The 15,629-nt window shown below is 63.7% G+C and carries 10 protein-coding genes and 4 pseudogenes; 5 read left to right on the top strand and 9 right to left on the bottom strand.

Annotation, left to right across the window (positions count from 1 at the left end):
* Nucleotides 1-11 precede the first annotated feature (11 nt).
* On the top strand, nt 12-1,442 hold the full coding sequence (gene hldE / locus MARPU_RS16070) for a bifunctional D-glycero-beta-D-manno-heptose-7-phosphate kinase/D-glycero-beta-D-manno-heptose 1-phosphate adenylyltransferase HldE (RefSeq protein ID WP_005224888.1): 1,431 nt from the start codon (nt 12-14) through the stop codon (nt 1,440-1,442).
* The gene (waaA, locus tag MARPU_RS16065; protein ID WP_005224887.1) at nt 1,435-2,748 is read left to right on the top strand and encodes a lipid IV(A) 3-deoxy-D-manno-octulosonic acid transferase; all 1,314 of its coding nucleotides are present in this window, start codon (nt 1,435-1,437) and stop codon (nt 2,746-2,748) included. Before hldE ends, waaA begins: the two co-directional genes overlap by 8 nt.
* A gap of 452 nt (nt 2,749-3,200) precedes the next feature.
* On the opposite strand, the pseudogene MARPU_RS17430 reads toward waaA, so the two are convergent.
* Both MARPU_RS17430 and MARPU_RS17425 read right to left on the bottom strand, forming a co-directional pair.
* Nucleotides 3,201-4,362: pseudogene (locus tag MARPU_RS17430) on the bottom strand (IS701 family transposase).
* A gap of 63 nt (nt 4,363-4,425) precedes the next feature.
* A protein-coding gene (locus MARPU_RS17425) for an IS5 family transposase (protein WP_156929297.1) occupies nt 4,426-5,282 on the bottom strand; the annotation gives its coding sequence in 2 pieces (ribosomal slippage) (nt 4,426-4,940 and nt 4,940-5,282; 858 coding nt in all).
* A 75-nt stretch (nt 5,283-5,357) separates the two neighbouring features.
* On the opposite strand from MARPU_RS17425, the pseudogene MARPU_RS18195 reads away from it, so the two are divergent.
* Nucleotides 5,358-6,035: pseudogene (locus MARPU_RS18195) on the top strand (formylglycine-generating enzyme family protein).
* 63 nt (nt 6,036-6,098) lie between these two features.
* A complete protein-coding gene (locus MARPU_RS16040) occupies nt 6,099-7,259 on the top strand; it encodes an IS701 family transposase (protein WP_025275404.1) in 1,161 nt (386 codons plus the stop codon).
* A 213-nt stretch (nt 7,260-7,472) separates the two neighbouring features.
* On the opposite strand, the gene MARPU_RS17795 is transcribed toward MARPU_RS16040, so the two are convergent.
* Both MARPU_RS17795 and MARPU_RS17790 read right to left on the bottom strand, forming a co-directional pair.
* Nucleotides 7,473-9,146 carry a hypothetical protein gene (locus tag MARPU_RS17795; RefSeq protein ID WP_005225109.1) on the bottom strand — a complete coding sequence of 558 codons (1,674 nt, stop codon included), beginning with the start codon at nt 9,144-9,146 and terminating at the stop codon, nt 7,473-7,475.
* A gap of 92 nt (nt 9,147-9,238) precedes the next feature.
* Entirely contained in the window at nt 9,239-9,463 is a 225-nt protein-coding gene (locus MARPU_RS17790; protein WP_156929296.1) for a hypothetical protein, read from the bottom strand.
* A gap of 183 nt (nt 9,464-9,646) precedes the next feature.
* On the opposite strand from MARPU_RS17790, the pseudogene MARPU_RS17405 reads away from it, so the two are divergent.
* Nucleotides 9,647-10,500, top strand: a pseudogene (locus MARPU_RS17405) (IS5 family transposase); the annotation flags it as partial.
* 231 nt (nt 10,501-10,731) lie between these two features.
* On the opposite strand, the pseudogene MARPU_RS17400 reads toward MARPU_RS17405, so the two are convergent.
* From MARPU_RS17400 to MARPU_RS16005, 5 genes and pseudogenes are all read right to left on the bottom strand, one after another.
* Nucleotides 10,732-11,667, bottom strand: a pseudogene (locus MARPU_RS17400) (IS3 family transposase).
* 206 nt (nt 11,668-11,873) lie between these two features.
* Nucleotides 11,874-12,455: an isochorismatase family protein gene (locus tag MARPU_RS16020; protein WP_005223162.1), complete on the bottom strand. Its 582-nt coding sequence runs from the start codon at nt 12,453-12,455 to the stop codon at nt 11,874-11,876.
* Nucleotides 12,456-12,612: 157 nt separating this feature from the next.
* Nucleotides 12,613-13,278, bottom strand: coding sequence for a protein-L-isoaspartate O-methyltransferase family protein (locus tag MARPU_RS16015; protein WP_005223161.1), 666 nt, complete (start codon nt 13,276-13,278; stop codon nt 12,613-12,615).
* 88 nt (nt 13,279-13,366) lie between these two features.
* Entirely contained in the window at nt 13,367-15,067 is a 1,701-nt protein-coding gene (locus tag MARPU_RS16010; protein ID WP_005223160.1) for a cation:proton antiporter domain-containing protein, read from the bottom strand.
* A gap of 99 nt (nt 15,068-15,166) precedes the next feature.
* Entirely contained in the window at nt 15,167-15,553 is a 387-nt protein-coding gene (locus MARPU_RS16005) for a hypothetical protein (RefSeq protein ID WP_005223159.1), read from the bottom strand.
* Nucleotides 15,554-15,629 lie beyond the last annotated feature (76 nt).

Genomic DNA, 15,629 nt, shown 5'->3' with positions numbered 1-15,629 from the left:
CGGAGTCCAGCTTGAGCCCGATCCCCCTTCCCGATCTCCCCGACTTCGGCCGCGCCAGCATCCTGGTGGCCGGCGACCTGATGCTCGACCGCTACTGGAGCGGTTGCACCCGCCGTATCTCGCCCGAGGCCCCGGTGCCGGTGGTGCGCATCGACGGGCGCGAGGACCGCCCCGGCGGCGGCGCCAATGTCGCGCTCAACCTCGCCGCGCTCGGCGTGCGCACCGCGCTCGTCGGCGTGACCGGTCGCGACGAGGCCGCCGAGTGTCTGACCGCGCCGCTGCGCGAGGCCGGGGTCGCGCTGCACCTGCACCGTCGCGACGACGTGCCGACCATCACCAAGCTGCGGGTGCTCAGCCATCACCAGCAGCTCATCCGGCTCGACTTCGAGGCGTCGCTCGCGCCGCTGGCCGAGGACCCGCTGCCGGCGCTGGTCGAGGCCGCGCTGCCGCATCATCAGCTGCTGCTGCTCTCGGACTACGGCAAGGGCACCCTGGTCGATCCGCAGCGGCTGATCGAGCGCGCCCGCGCCCGTGGCCTGCCGGTGCTGGTCGACCCCAAGGGATCGGACTTCGCGCGCTATCGCGGCGCCACCCTGCTCACCCCTAATCGCGGCGAGTTGGAGGCGGTGGTCGGCCCCTGCGCCGACGACGCCACCCTGATCGCGCGCGCCGAGCGGCTGCGCGACGAGCTGGCGCTGGAGGCGCTGCTGGTGACCCTGGGCGAGCGCGGTATGTTGCTGCTCGCCGCCGGTGCCGAGGCGCTGCACCTGCCGACCCAGGCGCGCGAGGTGTTCGACGTCACCGGCGCGGGCGATACCGTGATCGCCGCGCTCGCCGCCGCGCTCGCCGCCGGCATGCCGCTGCCCGCCGCCTGCGCCCTGGCCAATTGCGCCGCCGGGCTGGCGGTGGCCAAGCTCGGCACTGCCAGCGTCGGCGTGCGCGAACTGGCGCGCGCCTATCGCGGCGGCGAGTGGCGCACCCTGCTCGATCGCGACGCCCTGGTGCACACCGTGGCCGAGGCGCGCGCGCGCGGCGAGCGGGTGGTGATGACCAACGGCTGCTTCGACATCCTCCACGAGGGTCATGTCGCCTATCTGCAGCAGGCCCGCGCGCTCGGCGATCGGCTGGTGGTGGCGGTCAACGACGACGACTCGGTGCGCCGGCTCAAGGGCGAGGGGCGACCGATCAACGGCGTCGAGCAGCGCATGGCGGTGCTCGCCGGGCTGGCCTCGGTCGACTGGGTCTGCCCCTTCTCCGAGGACACCCCGGAGGCGCTGATTTGCGCCGTCGGCCCGGACGTGCTGGTCAAGGGCGGCGACTACCACGTCGAGGAGATCGCCGGGGCCGACTGCGTGCGCGCGCGCGGTGGCGAGGTGCGGGTGCTCGACTTCCTGCCCGGACGTTCGACCAGCCGGATCATCGGGGCGATCCGCGATGTCTGAGTCGGTGATCGAGGCCCAACCCTCGTTCAGGGGGACACTGTTGCAACTGCTCTACACCCTGGTACTGCGTCTGACCCTGCCGCTGGTGCTGCTGCGCCTGGTGCTGCGCGGGCTGTCGCGCCCGGCGCGCGAGCTGCGTCTCGGCGAACGGCTGGCGCGCGGCGTGCCCGCGCCGCCGGTCGAGGTCTGGGTGCACGCCGTCTCGGTCGGCGAGGTGCTGGCCGCGCGTGGGCTCATCGAGCACCTGCTCGCGCGTACCCCGACCTGTCGGGTGCTGGTCACCACCACCACCCCGACTGGTGCCGAGCGGCTGCACGCGCTGTTCGGCGAGCGGGTGGCGCACCGCTACACCCCCTACGACCTGCCCGGGGTGCAGGCGCGCTTTCTCGATCAGGCGCGCCCCCGGCTGCTGATCGTCATCGAGACCGAGATCTGGCCGAACATGCTCGACGCCTGCGCCGAGCGCAGCATCCCCACCCTGTTGGTCAATGCCCGACTGTCGGCGCGCTCGGCGCGCGGCTATGCCCAGCTCGGTCGGCTCACCGCGCCGACGCTGCGCCGCTTCGCGCTGATCGCCGCTCAGGGGCGCGGCGACGCACGTCGCTTCAACGCGCTCGGCGCCGAGCCCGAGCGGGTGCGGGTGACCGGCTCGGTCAAGTTCGACGTCGCCGACGACCCCGAGCGCGAGCGCCGCAGCGCCGAGCTGCGCGCGCACTGGGGCGAGGGTCGGCCGCTGTGGATCGCCGCCAGCACCCACGAGGGCGAGGAGGCGCGGGTGCTCGCCGCCCACCGCCGCGTGCTCGAACATCACCCCGAGGCGCTGCTGGTGCTGGTGCCGCGCCACCCCGAGCGCTTCGACCAGGTCGCCGCGCTGGTCGAGACCCACGGCTTCCGCCTGGCGCGCCGCACCGATCCCGACGCCGATGTGAGCGAGGCCCAGGTCCTGCTCGGCGACACCATGGGCGAGCTGGCGGGGCTGATCGCCGCTGTCGACGTCGCCTTCATCGGCGGCTCGCTGGTGCCGGTCGGCGGTCACAACCTGCTCGAGGCCGCCGTCGCCGGGGTGCCGGCGCTGGTCGGCCCGCACACCTTCAACTTCGCCGAGATCACCACCCGCCTGATCGGCCTCGGCGGCTGCGATCGGGTCGCCGACAGCGAGGCCCTGGCCGCACGCCTCACCGACTGGCTCGCCGCCCCCGAACGCCGTGCCGCGATCGGCGCCAACGGCCGCGCCTTCGTCGAGGCCAATCGCGGCGCGCTGGCGCGGTTGATCGGTTTGGTCGAGGGGTATTTGCCGAAGGGGTGAGGATGGGGGAGGGCGCAGGGGCAAGGCCGTCCTCCGGTGCGTGGGTCAAATGGCTCGACCGCTGGCTTGACGCACCGAATGGGCTTGATGCCGTCCTGAAATGGCGTTATCCCTGTGGCTTGAGCCAGTCGATCCCGCACGGCTCTTGGTCGATAATGTGTCGACCTACCGACTGGCACGGACGCTCGACCGCTTTTATCGCGACGCTTTCCCTCCGTTGCGGATCACATCCAACGACTCGAGACGGGCGAGGCGCTCTTGAAGACTCAACCCCAACCCTACTACTACAGCCGCACATCATTATGGCGGCCCAGCCCCTCGCGCTCGATAATGACAGACCCTGGCCCGCGCCTGATGTCGTCGTCGCCAATCCGACCAGGCGATGACAGCATCAGGCGGGGCGCGTTCGCGCCACAACAGCGCCTCGAGCAGGTGCCGGATCTCAGGGGCGGTCAGTGCGATCCGCCCGGCGACAGCGCCCCCTTTTTCGCCCGTCGTTGCAGCACGACGAGGCAGGCATGGGCCAGCAGCGCAAGGGTGATATGGCGATGCCAAGCCGGCCAGCGGCGCACCTCATACTCGTCGAGCCCACACTGCTGCTTGGCCAGCTCGAAGCCGACCTCGATCGCCCAGCGCTGCCCGGCGACCTTGGCCAGGCGCTCGAGTGTGGCCTCGGCGCGGGGCGCGAAGGCGATGTAGTAGGCCCGCTCCTCGGGGCGGTTGCAGTTGCGCCGCACCACCAGCCAATGCCCCCAGGCGCGCTCCTCGGCGCTGAGCTGCAGGCGCCACAGCGGCACCCAGGCCCACTCGAAGGTGCGCGCGCCCTTGCTCCCGGCGCCGACGGCGTGGCGCTGCCAGGCCGTCTCTGGCAGCGCCTTGGCCAGTGCCGCGACACGATGGGTCTGCGGGCCATCGAACCACACCGGTTCATTGCCCGCCACGGCGAGCACGAAGGGGCTGTTGGCGCGCCTCGAGCCACAGGCGCAGCTTGCGATCCTTACCGTAGACGGCATCGCCCGTCACCCAGCCACAAGGTACCCCGGCATCGAGTGCGCGCTCGAGCATCGTACGCGCCAGGGCTGGTTTGGTCTGGAAGCGGCGTGCCTGCTCCGGGACGCCGGCCTCGGCGCAGCGTGCGGGGTCATTCGCCCAACATTTGGGCAGGTACAGCGCCCGATCGATGAAGGCCGCGCCGTGCCGGCTGGCGTAACACAGAAACACCCCGATCTGACTGTTCTCGACCCGGCCCGCCGTGCCGCTGTACTGGCGCTGCACCCCCACCGAGTGCGTGCCCTTCTTCAAGAAACCGGTCTCATCGACGATCAGCACCGCCTCGGCGTCGCCCAGCGCCTCGACGACATAGGCACGCAGCACCTCGCGCGCCGCCTCGGCGTCCCAGCGTGCCGTGTTGAGCAGGCGCTGCACCCCGTCCGGGCGCCGTTCGCCCAAGGTTTCGGCCAGCTGCCAACCGTTCTTGCGTGGCACTGTCGTCAGCAGCCCTTGCAGATAACCCCGCGCTCGGGCGCGCGGCTCAGGACGACGAAAACACGCCGCCAGGCGCTGATGGATCCTGTCCAGTTCCGTCTCCCAGCCAGAGACCTCGCTGTACTTCATGTTGTTTGAAAACCAAGCCGTTGAGTCCACATATCACAACACAAAAAATATGCGGCTGTAGTACTACGTTTTGTACGAAAAGTAATGCCTGAGGCATCTGCGGATACAAGCAAGCGTGAACATTGCCGAGAAGCTGGTCGCCAACTTGTCGTAACGGGTGGCGATGCGTCGACAGGACTTGAGCCAGCCGAACAGCCGCTCGATGACGTTGCGCTTGCGATAGCTGGGCTTGTTGAGTGCCCGAGGGCGACCAGGCTTGGGCTTGCGCACGCCCTGGCGCTGCGGGATCACCGGACGGATACCGCGCCGATCGCAGTAGCGGCGTAAGTCGTCGGCATCGTAGCCCTTGTCGGCGAGCAGTTGGCGGCAACGGGTGCGCGGACGACCTCGATGAGCGCTGGGCAAGCGGACCTGCTCGAGGAGCGGTTGGGCATGGCGAATGTCGCTGTGCTGGCCTGGGGAGAGCAGAAAGCTCAAGGGAACGCCCTTGGCATCGCAGAGCAGGTGGATCTTGGTCGTCAGGCCGCCGCGACTGCGCCCGAGCGCATGGCTCAGCGGCTCCTGCGGCCCCCCTTTTTTCCGCCGCCAGCGGCGGCGCGCGTGGCACGGATCGAGGTCGAGTCGATCATCCAGGTCTCCAGATCGATCAACCCATCCTCGCGCAACCGGATGTGCAACCGTTCCAGGACCTTGGTGAAGGTGCCGTCGTCACGCCAGTCGCGAAACCGCTGGTAGACCGTCGACCAGGGACCGAAGCGCTCGGGCAGGTCGCGCCACGCCGCACCCGAGCACAGCACCCAGAAGATGCCGTTGAGCATCAGGCGGTCATCCCGGCGTGGGCGACCGGTACGCTGCGGACGGGAAAACAGATCGGCAATCAGCTCCCAGGCCTCTTCTGGGAGTTCGTAACGTCTCGACATCTGGCCTCTTCTCCTGCAAGAACGAGGTTAGTGTAACAAGCAGGGTTTTCGTACAAAACGTAGCGCACGCGCCGTCTGCGCGTCCCGGACATCGCCTGGATCGAGATCCCCGGTGGTCCCTTTGTCTATCAGAATGGCCAACACTACGAGCTGTCACCCTTCAAAATCGCGCGCTATCCGGTGACTAATATCCAATATCAGACTTTCATCGACGATGGAGGTTACGATGAGTTGCGCTGGTGGGTGGACTTGGTACGACCGGACCCTGAACCATCGCGGTGGCCTTAACCCAATCGTCCGCGTACCGATATTAACTGGTACGAGGGCGTTGCCTTCAGCCGCTGGCTCAATTCACGGCTTGGTTTGCGGGAGGGCCGTCTCCGGCTATCGACTGAGCAGGAATGGGAGAAGGCGGCGAGAGGCAAGCAAAACCAAATCTATCCGTGGGGCGCGAAATATTACTCTGGTCATGCCAATCTAGATGAAAGGCATTGAGACGACGGTCCATGGTTTCTGGAGAAAACAGCTGCAGTTGGTCTCTATCCGCATGGATGCTCACCTTATGGGGTTGATGACCTTGCTGGTAACGTCTGGGAGTGGTGCCTGAACAAATTCGATGATGTGACGGTCGTTACTCCTGATGATTCCGGGAACAGACGAGCGTTACGCGGTGGATCCTGGTTCTCCAGTCCAGACTTCGCGCGTGCTGCTGGCCGTGACAGAAATCACCCTTACTTTTCGTACAAAACGTAATACTACAGCCGCACATTTTTTGTGTTGTGATATGTGGACTCAACGGCTTGGTTTTCAAACAACATGAAGTACAGCGAAGTCTCTGGCTGGGAGACGGAACTGGACAGGATCCATCAGCGCCTGGCGGCGTGTTTTCGTCGTCCTGAGCCGCGCGCCCGAGCGCGGGGTTATCTGCAAGGGCTGCTGACGACAGTGCCACGCAAGAACGGTTGGCAGCTGGCCGAAACCTTGGGCGAACGGCGCCCGGACGGGGTGCAGCGCCTGCTCAACACGGCACGCTGGGACGCCGAGGCGGCGCGCGAGGTGCTGCGTGCCTATGTCGTCGAGGCGCTGGGCGACGCCGAGGCGGTGCTGATCGTCGATGAGACCGGTTTCTTGAAGAAGGGCACGCACTCGGTGGGGGTGCAGCGCCAGTACAGCGGCACGGCGGGCCGGGTCGAGAACAGTCAGATCGGGGTGTTTCTGTGTTACGCCAGCCGGCACGGCGCGGCCTTCATCGATCGGGCGCTGTACCTGCCCAAATGTTGGGCGAATGACCCCGCACGCTGCGCCGAGGCCGGCGTCCCGGAGCAGGCACGCCGCTTCCAGACCAAACCAGCCCTGGCGCGTACGATGCTCGAGCGCGCACTCGATGCCGGGGTACCTTGTGGCTGGGTGACGGGCGATGCCGTCTACGGTAAGGATCGCAAGCTGCGCCTGTGGCTCGAGGCGCGCCAACAGCCCTTCGTGCTCGCCGTGGCGGGCAATGAACCGGTGTGGTTCGATGGCCCGCAGACCCATCGTGTCGCGGCACTGGCCAAGGCGCTGCCAGAGACGGCCTGGCAGCGCCACGCCGTCGGCGCCGGGAGCAAGGGCGCGCGCACCTTCGAGTGGGCCTGGGTGCCGCTGTGGCGCCTGCAGCTCAGCGCCGAGGAGCGCGCCTGGGGGCATTGGCTGGTGGTGCGGCGCAACTGCAACCGCCCCGAGGAGCGGGCCTACTACATCGCCTTCGCGCCCCGCGCCGAGGCCACACTCGAGCGCCTGGCCAAGGTCGCCGGGCAGCGCTGGGCGATCGAGGTCGGCTTCGAGCTGGCCAAGCAGCAGTGCGGGCTCGACGAATATGAGGTGCGCCGCTGGCCGGCTTGGCATCGCCATATCACCCTTGCGCTGCTGGCCCATGCCTGCCTCGTCGTGCTGCAACGGCGGGCGAAAAAGGGGGCGCTGTCGCTGGGCGGATCGCACTGACCGCTCCTGAGATCCGGCGCCTGCTCGAGGCGCTGTTGTGGCGCGAACGCGCCCCGCCTGATGCTGTCATCGCCTGGTCGGATTGGCGACGACGACATCAGGCGCGGGCCAGGATCTGTCATTATCGAGCGCGAGGGGCTGGGCCGCCGTGAAGATGTGCGGCTGTAGTAGTAACCGCCGCGGACATGCTGCAGTGTCTATTTATGGATGGGCCTAAGAAGGGGAATTTGACAATACGGAGAAAGCCATGAGTAGTAGGCATGGTGTTGCTAAACAAAAGAAGATGAAAATTAAAAGTACTGCGATGTATATTTTGTGATTTTTTTCTGTGCGAAGGTTGTTTTTTAATTCTGAGAAAAAGAGGAATAATCTATTGCTTTGCCATGTTATTAAGTCGAGTCTGCTGTGATGAACCATGAATGAGTTTTTGGCTATATGCCCTCTTAATTTTGCGAAAAAATCATATCCAATGGGCTTGTTGCGCACAAAGAATGAATAAAGTGCGGCGATAAAAATAAAAAAGAAAAACCAGAAGTAAAGATTTCCTAAGCCGTTTTTTGCGCACGCAATATTCAATAAATGACGCTCAAGGAAAGGAAGGGAAGAGTCAGCGCACACATCATAATTGCTAAAGCTTGAGCTGGAGAGTTTTACTCGGCTCGCCACTACCAAAAAGGCCGGAGTGAAAAATAGAAAAGGAATGCTGACCGCCTGTTGAAAAGATGTAACGGAGTTTTTTAGTCGTTCGCGGCTTGTCAAGTTGGAATTTCGCAGTAATCGTATAGATTCTGAAAGGTGATCGAAATATTGCTTTTGGAAATCAGATGGATCTCCGGCGCTTGTGGATAAAGGTTTTTTTCTTTCGTCTGAGAAAAAACCTAAGCGCTTACTTGATATTACGAGAGATTTTCCATAATTGGCAATGCCTACTGCGTCATGAGTATCGAATCTTTTTGCGCGCTTATCTTGTACCAGAGCTCTTTTTAAATCACGAAGTAGGGACATCGTAGTAAGCTCGCCTTTCGAACTTAGACGATGGATAGTCGTTAAGCTGTCGTTTCCATGATGATGATGAGAGTGTTTGTGGAATGTATACTTAAGATAGTAAAAAGATTGGCGTGTTAATGTATATGCGTCTTCGTAGTTGCCTGAGTCTTTAAGGTTAATTATTTCGAATTTTTTACTTCCTCTTTTTTTTGTTCCGGCATAATTGAGGAAGCAAAAGCCTGCATCATCGATTTCGAATAAAATTCGATGCACGAAAAGATTTTCGTCGCTTATCTCTTCGGTCAGAAAAGCATTATCTTTCTCTCGCTCGAATGAGAAAAGATTAAAGTATTTTTCTTGAAAATCGCGCCAGCTAGAACTGCTGCGATTTTCATCGGCTTCTTTTTGACTTGTAGCTAAGTCATCGAAAAATTTTGCTAATCTATACTGAGCAAGATCTTTTTTGCAGTCCGATAGGTTTGTTTGAAAAGGAATGACGTATATAACACCAACAAGCTTTGACGCTGTTTCAGCTTTTGCTGCAAAAACCATTCGAGAAAGGCCAATCTCATCGCGGCGCCCTGAATCTTTCCAGTCATAAGCCGATGTCGAAAGTACATAACGACATACAGGAGCGCCTGTCTCGGGCTCAAGCTTTAGGATGTTGAAGCTGTATTGATCAAAATGAGAAAGGCCTGGCTCTGAAAATCCGAAAAAAAGCTGGCCAGCTAAACAAGGAATCCAGCCTATATATAGTGGCGTTGTTGATTCGCCGTGAACTCTTGAAATAAGTCCTTTTTTGTCTTCCGTAAGTCTTTTTTGGTTAGAAAAGAAAAGGGACTCGTTTAAATAGGGGTAGCTGTTCCACCACCCCTGAATGCCAACCTCACTCTGACCCACGGAAAATCCTACCTATGAAAAATTTACATTCACCCGTGCAAAAGATGACGTGCGGGTACAAAAAAGCTTTTGAACGGAAAGAAACTAATAGCTCAAAGGCGGCGAAAAGCTTCTGCGGTTGGCTTGCTTTGAGGTCGCGGCATTCCAGAATCTTTGTCGAAAACCATTCCATGCTGCACGAAAAGGCCTGGCTCCATTTTTCTAACTATTTTATCAATTCTGTTGAGGTTTAATAGGTAGCGAATTGCGTAAATTGACCATGTTGCTATGAAGAAAGCAATAAATATTAAAAAAGTGCCGATGAATAATTCTATCATTTGCTTTTCCTCTGTTGGGCTATGTCCTGAATTTTAATTCGAGGTGACGTAGATTTTTATCTACGAAGAATAAGTTCTCAGCAAAATGGAGTTTTTGCCGAGCCTTGGTCTTAAAAACTACTACGTTTTGTACGAAAACCCTGCTTGATACACTGACCTCGTTCTTGCAGGAGCAGAGGCCAGATGTCGAGACGTTACGAACTCCCAGAAGAGGCCTGGGAGCTGATCGCCGATCTGTTTTCCCGTCCGCAGCGTACCGGTCGCCCACGCCGCGATGACCGCCTGATGCTCAACGGCATCTTCTGGGTGCTGTGCTCGGGTGCGGCGTGGCGCGACCTGCCTGAGCGCTTCGGTCCCTGGTCGACGGTCTACCAGCGGTTTCGCGACTGGCGTGACGACGGCACCTTCACCAAGGTCCTGGAGCGGTTGCACATCCGGTTGCGCGAGGATGGGCTGATCGATCTGGAGACCTGGATGATCGACTCGACCTCGATCCGTGCCACGCGCGCCGCCGCTGGCGGCGGAAAAAAGGGGGGCCGCAGGAGCCGCTGAGCCATGCGCTCGGGCGCAGTCGCGGCGGCCTGACGACCAAGATCCACCTGCTCTGCGATGCCAAGGGCGTTCCCTTGAGCTTTCTGCTCTCCCCAGGCCAGCACAGCGACATTCGCCATGCCCAACCGCTGCTCGATCAGGTCCGCTTGCCCAGCGCTCATCGAGGTCGTCCGCGCACCCGTTGCCGCCAACTGCTCGCCGACAAGGGCTACGATGCCGACGACTTACGCCGCTATTGCGATCGGCGCGGCATCCGTCCGGTGATCCCGCAGCGCCAGGGCGTGCGCAAGCCCAGGCCTGGCCGTCCTCGGATACTCAATAAGCCCAGCTATCGCAAACGCAACGTCATCGAGCGGTTGTTCGGCTGGCTCAAGTCCTGCCGACGAATCGCCACCCGTTACGACAAGTTGGCGGCCAGTTTCTCGGCAATGTTCACGCTTGCTTGCATCCGTAGATGCCTCAGGCATTACTTTTCGTACAAAACGACTAGTCTATACTTGCACTGCAGTTTTCAAGAAGTTTCTGCTAAAAACCAAAAGCGACAGGGCAAACTGCAGCACAGTTTCCTAGTCGACCAATTTTAGTTTGTCTGGTACCTGCCTGCAACCAAGATTCGGTTTAACCTATTGGTTTGAGGGGTTTTTCACGCCGCCCCTTTTTATGGTTGGATGAAGATGTGAGGTTCCCCTGTTTTTTCGTCCCCCAAGGGGTTGGTCTCATGCGACCGTCTGGTCGCGGTGCTGTCTCGCCTCCCACTGTTGCATGAACTCGACGGGTGAGCGATAGCCGAGCGTCGAGTGCAGTCGCTTGCGATTGTAGAAGACCTCGATGTACTCGAAGGCCGTCGCGCGCATCGCCTCGCGGGTCGGGAAGCGCTCGCCGAAGACGCGCTCGTGCTTGAAGCTGTTGAACCAGCTCTCGGTCGGGGCGTTGTCCCAGCAGTTGCTGCGCCGGCTCATCGAGCAGCGCATCGCGTAGCGGAGCAGGCGTTGCTGGAAGGCATGGCTGGCATACTGGCTGCCCCGGTTGGAGTGGTGCAGCAGCCCCGGTGGCGGCTGGCGCCGGGCATGGGTTATGTCGAGGGCGCTGATGACCAACTCGGCGTCGATGCGTGCGCGCATCGACCAGCCGACGACCTCACCTGGTTCGGGGCGCTGGGCCGGAAGTCCCGGGCGAGCAGGTTCTCGGCGACGGGAAGACGGTGGCTCGAGTCGGTCGTGACGCGATAGCGACGCCGATGACGGCCGCGTAGGCCGTGCGCACGCATCAGCCGCTCCACGCGCGCCTTACTCGCACTCAGGCCGCGGGCTGCCGTAGGTGCCACCGGTCTCGGCGTGGATGGCCTGCAGCAGCAACGTCAGCTGCGCATCCTTCGCGAAGTACGCCGTCGCTTTTCGCAGGATCGTGTTCTCCTTGCGAAGCTCGGCAACCTCGGCGCGCAGCCGCGACAGTTCCATCTCCTCGGGCGTGACCACCTTACCCGCGCTCGACTCCAGCTTCCCCGCCTCGCTGCGCCGCACCCAGTTGCGTACCGTCTGCTCCACCAGGCCCATCTCGCGCGCTACCGAGGCGATACTGCGCCCCGACTGCACCCGCTTGACCGCCTGCTCCTTGCTCTCCAGCGTGTATACCCGCTTCGGGATCTTCTGTATCGTACTCTCCAAGCGTTGATCGTCTGTCTACGTCAATCCTTGGGGACGAAATTCGGGGGAACCTCACCGTCACCCAAGTGCAGGCCCCGGCATCGAGCGCGCGCCAATACAATGATCGACTATCTCTCCTCTGATGGGGGCTGTGGTCAGAGTCCGGACGCAAGCCACCGATGGTTGATGGCTTGCGTCTGTTCCCATCCCCCGCTCTATTCCTTGAACAACGACCAGACGGCGCGGAACTGTTCGTCGGACGAGTCGCCCAGCCATTCGAAGCCGACCGATTCGGTGCACACCACCTGGATGCCGCAGTGGCGCATGCGTTCGAGCACGTTCTGCTTGTAGGCGGGGTGGCGCGAGATGATGCCGTCGGCGGGCACGAACACCTGATAGCCCCAGCGCTGCAGCCCGGAGACGGTCTGCACGATGCAGATGTGCGCCTCCATGCCCACCACCACCAGTTGGCGCCGCTCCGGCGAGGCGGAGATGTTGTGCTCGAAGCCGGGGGCGGTACAGCAGGAGAAGGCGGTCTTCTCGGTCGGTTCGGCCGCCTCGGGCAGCGCCTCGCGGATCGGTGCGATGATCGGCCCGAGCCCGCGCGAGTTGTGCTGGGTGGCGATCACCGGGATGTCGAGCGTCTTGGCGGCGCTGATCAGCCGCTGGATGTTGGCGGTGACGCCCTCGAGTTCGTCGCGCGGCATCGCCGCGGCGAGCCGTTCCTGGGCGTCGATGATCAGGAGCTGGGAGAAGTCGCGCTGACACAGCGGCATCTGCGCCTGGTGGATACTCATCTCGTCCGTCCTCCGCACTGCTTGATTGTGTTGTGCTTCGATGCGAATCCGCCGTTCGGCGGAACACGAAGTGTGCGCTGCAAGCGGCGCCGGGTTCAAGATCTTTGCGGGAAGGGAGAGCGGGCGGACGCCCGGGCGGGCGTCCGCGAGAGGGGCGTCAGAAGACGAACTGCTCGCGCGCCGGGGCGTTGCGCAGCGTCCCGGCGAGGGTCTCGAACAGCGGCTCGCGCTGGTAGTCCTGGCCGCCGCCGCGGGTGATCAGCACCGCCTCCATCACCGGCGCCTCGCCGAGGATGCAGCACAGTCGGCCACCGAGCGCGAGCTGCGACTGCAGCGCGTCCAGCGCGCTGTCGCTCGGCAGCGCGCCGTTGAGCAGGATGGCGTCGAAGGGGCCGCCCTCGATCGGTCCGGCGAGACCGTCGGCGGCGCGGATCTCGACGCGTTCGGTGCCGAGTTCGGCGAGGTGGGCGCGGGCGATCTCGGCCTGCTCGGGGTCGATCTCGAGGCTCAATACCTGGGCGCCGAGCGCGGCCAGACAGGCGGTGGCGTAACCGCTGCCGGTGCCGATCTCGAGCACGCGCTCGTCGGGCTGCACCGCCAGCGCCTGGAGCATGCGCGCGGTCACCCGGGGCGGCAGCATGTGGCCGCCGTTGGCCAGCGGCACCTCGATATCGGCATAGGCAAGCCCCTGGTAGCCGTCGGGGACGAAACGCTCGCGCCCGATCTCGGCCATTGCCCCCAGCACCCGCTCGTCCAGGACGCTCCATGGACGGATCTGCTGCTGGATCATGTTGAAGCGCGCAAGCGCGTTAGGGCTCTCCACGGCACGAGGACCTCGCTGATGAATGATTGGCTAGACCCTACAAATTAACGTCTGCTCCGGGCGAGGGCAAATGGCTTCCGTGTACGCCTCATTCGGCCATCGGCGCATAGCCCTGGCTGCGCACGCCCTGGAGCAGTTCGTCGACGTCGTCGGTGGGGACGCCGAGCATCTGCAGCGCCTCGGCGCCGAGGCGCAGGCTGCTCTCGATCGCCTCGGGGTAGGCGTGGGTGGCGCCGGCGCGGATCAGGTTGCCGCAGGCTTCGAGGTCGCGGGCGCGGGCGATCACCGGGACGTGCGGATGGGCAGTGCGGATGTGCGAGACGGCGCGCAGCGCCGAGGGACCGTGGTCGATGGTGAGGATCACCAGCGCGGCGCGCTCGACCTGGGCGGCGGTGAGCAGCTCGATGTTGCCGATGTCGCCGTAGAACACCGGGCGCTGGTCGCGCTCGCCGCGCTCGACGTGTGCGGGGTTGGTGTCGAAGCAGATGAAGGGGATCTGGTTGGCCTCGAGCATGGTGGCGATGGTGTGACCGACCCGGCCGTAGCCGGCGATCACCACCCGCCCCTGGGGCACGACCCCGGTGGCGGCGTAGTCGAAGCTCGTCTGGCCCGTCGTCCGTCGCTCGGCGCGGCGCGCCAGCAGGTCGCCGAGGCGCACCAGCAGCGGGGTGATCAGCATCCCCACCGAGATCACGCTGACGGCGACGGCGAAGGTGGTGTCGTCGATCACCCCCAGTGCCTTGGCCGCGCCGAACAGCACGAAGCCGAACTCGCCGCTCTGCGCCAGCATGAAGGCGACCCGGGTGGCCACCCCGCGCGGCAGCCCGAAGGCCAGCGCGATCAGGAACAGCACCAGCAGCTTGATGCCGACGATCACCACCACGTGCTGGGCGAGCAGCAGCGGCTGGGCGGCGATCGCCGGCAGATCGATCGACATCCCCACGGCGACGAAGAACAGGCTCATCAGCAGCCCCTTGAAGGGCTCGATATGGGCCTGGATCTGGAAGCTGAAGCGCGAGGTCGACAGCAGCATGCCCATGAGGAAGGCGCCGAGCGCCATCGACAGCCCGGCCTCGTGCATCGCCCCGGCGGCGAGGAAGACGGCGAGCATCACCACCAGGGCGAAGGCCTCGCGGTTGCCCTGGCGCAGCAGGCGCGCCAGCGCGAAGGGCACCACGTAGCGCCCGAAGACGACGATCAGCCCGACCATGCCGACGACGATCAGCAGCTGCTCGCCGAAGGGCACCGAGGAGGACAGGGTGCCGCGATTGGAGAGCAGCGGCACGATCGCCAGCAGCGGTACCACCGCCAGGTCCTGCATCAGCAGCACCGCGAAGGCGGTGGTGCCGTGACGAGTGGCGATGTCGCCGCGTTCGTGCAGCAGCTGCATCACCAGCGCGGTGGAGGAGAGCGCGAAGGTCAGCCCGATCAGCAGGCTGACCTGCCAGGAGGGGGCGTAGAAGACGCTGTAGGCGGCGATCGCCAGCCCACTGAGGAGGATCTGCGCGGTGCCCAGGCCGAACACCTCGCGGCGCAACGACCACAGCCGCTTGGGTTTCATCTCCAGCCCGATGAGGAACAGCAGCAGCACCACACCCAGCTCGGTGAAGTGACGCACGTCCTCGACGTGTGCGGTCACGTAGGGACCGGGCGAGTGCGGCCCGACCACGATCCCGGCCACCAGCAGGCCGAGGATCGAGCCCAGTCCCAGATGCTTGAACAGGGTGACGGTGATCGCCGCCACGCTGAGCAGCACGATTGCGGAGATGACGAAGCTGTTCAGTTCCATGGCGAAACTTTATCAAGATCCGCCATGCGAGGGTTAACGCCGTGTGCGTGGCGCCGGGCGTCGATGAGCGCCAGTCGTGTCGGCGTGCCGGGACGCCGTTCAGCCCAGCGGGGCGGACCCTGCCAGATGGATCACTCGCACGCTGCCATCGCTCGGCGGCGCGACCTCGAGATGGGTGTTGAAGTGCGCCGAGAGCGCCTGACGGTTGCGACGCATCGGCGCCACGTCGCGCTCGGCCAGCACCCGCCCCTGGGCGTCGAGCACCTGGACGCGGATCGCGCCGGGGACGGCGCCGCGGTGCGGGATGCGCTGGGCGAGGGTGCCGTGGACGTGTACGCCGCTGGTCTCGGTCTCGGCCTGGACCAGACCGAAGGCGACCCGCGCCGAGTCGACGGTGTCGACGCGCGGGTGCTCGGCGGCGAGCGGCAGGGTGGAGACGGCGAGCAGGGCGATCGCGAGCAGCCGGGCGGTGTGTGCGTGTTTCATCGGTCTTGACCTCGTTGGGTTGGCTGGTGGCGGTCGACGACCGCCGGATCCGTGGCCGTCCTGGCCGGGTTCGGTG

Origin of the sequence: Marichromatium purpuratum 984 (assembly GCF_000224005.2) — a bacterium.
Classification (GTDB): domain Bacteria; phylum Pseudomonadota; class Gammaproteobacteria; order Chromatiales; family Chromatiaceae; genus Marichromatium; species Marichromatium purpuratum.
Note: the sequence above shows the minus strand (reverse complement) of the source record. Positions and strands in the feature narration are given on the sequence as shown.